Source organism: uncultured Campylobacter sp., from assembly GCF_938017705.1.
GTDB lineage: Bacteria > Campylobacterota > Campylobacteria > Campylobacterales > Campylobacteraceae > Campylobacter_B.
The window spans coordinates 1-1131 of the sequence record NZ_CALIIS010000048.1; the positions used below are offsets into that span (position 1 = coordinate 1).

Annotated in this window: 2 protein-coding genes; both read left to right on the forward strand. The window is 48.4% G+C overall.

Features of this window, described 5'->3' with window-relative positions; genetic code table 11:
* The coding region (locus Q0605_RS02645) for a dTMP kinase (protein ID WP_298703977.1) at nucleotides 1–495 on the forward strand (495 nt) is incomplete at its 5' end.
* 315 nt (nucleotides 496–810) lie between these two features.
* Nucleotides 811–1128, forward strand: a complete 318-nt coding sequence (locus tag Q0605_RS02650) for a hypothetical protein (RefSeq protein ID WP_298703979.1) — start codon at nucleotides 811–813, stop codon at nucleotides 1126–1128.
* Nucleotides 1129–1131 lie beyond the last annotated feature (3 nt).

The window sequence follows — 1131 nt, forward strand, 5'->3', positions numbered from 1 at the left end:
CTCGTTTTGGGCGAGGATTTTAAGTGGCCGCGCGGCAGCGTAAATCTGCGCGAGGCCTGCGGCGAAATCTCAAAGCGCGCCGAGCTGCTTTTGTTCCTCGCAGACCGCGCCGAGCACTACGAGCGCGTGATAAAGGGCGGCGCGGGCAGGCTCGTACTAAGCGATCGCGGCTTCATATCAGGGCTTGCCTATGCGTTGGCAAATGACGAAAACGCAGATCTTAGCGAGCTTATCGCGCTTAACAAATTTGCGCTCGGGGGCAAATTTGCAGATAAAATCGTGCTGTTTTCGGCAAACGAACAGCTCGTCAAAAAGCGGCTTAAAACGCGCGCTAGCAGCGATATAATCGAGGCTCGCGGGCTCAAATACCTAATGCGCGTGCAGGGGCTAATGGCGCAGGCGTGCGCGGCGTGCGGAGTTCAGACCCTAAAAATCGACGCCGCACAATCCGAAGAAGTGATCTGCGATCAGATAAAAAATTTCATACTTTCTTAAAATTTAAGGCGCGGAATTTTGCCGCGGTAGTTGATTTCTGAGCTCTGCCGTGAAATTTTAGCTATGGAATTCCGCCCATAAAATTTCAGCTCCAAATCTCGTTTATGGAATTTTATAGGCGCAGTTCTAGGGAAAATTTCATGGGCGGAATTTTGTTTTATAATTCAGTCGTAAAATTTCGCCACAGAATTCTGTCTTAAAATTCTGCCGTAAATCGAAAAGGCGCGAAATTTCATAAGCGAAATTCTGCACGGAATTTTAATCCGCGGATTTGCAGGCGAAATTCCGCTTAAGCTTTAGATCGAAAGGATAGCGATGAAAACATTGAAGTTCGTTTTACGTAAGGTTTTTAAATTTATATTTCTGTTTTGGGTGGTCATAAGCTCGCTTTTCGGCACATATATGATCGCTGATAAATTTTTCGGCCGCACCTACGAATCTATGACGTTAGTTCGTTCTTTTGGTGGCGCCCGCGTAGAGCTGCAAAATTTTATGATAGATACGGACTTGCGCGCTACGACTATCGGCAAGAGATTCGAGCATCGGCAAGGGGATCCGCTACCTGATTTCTCGGAGGATAACTCCACGGGCGAGTCCTCCCCCTCCAGGTTCTTGATCTCGGCAGCGGCCTGACGA

What these genes read in the sequence shown, in the direction of transcription:
- Q0605_RS02650 (WP_298703979.1), top strand. Translation starts at nt 811, where the DNA reads ATGAAAACATTGAAGTTCGTTTTACGTAAGGTTTTTAAATTTATATTT.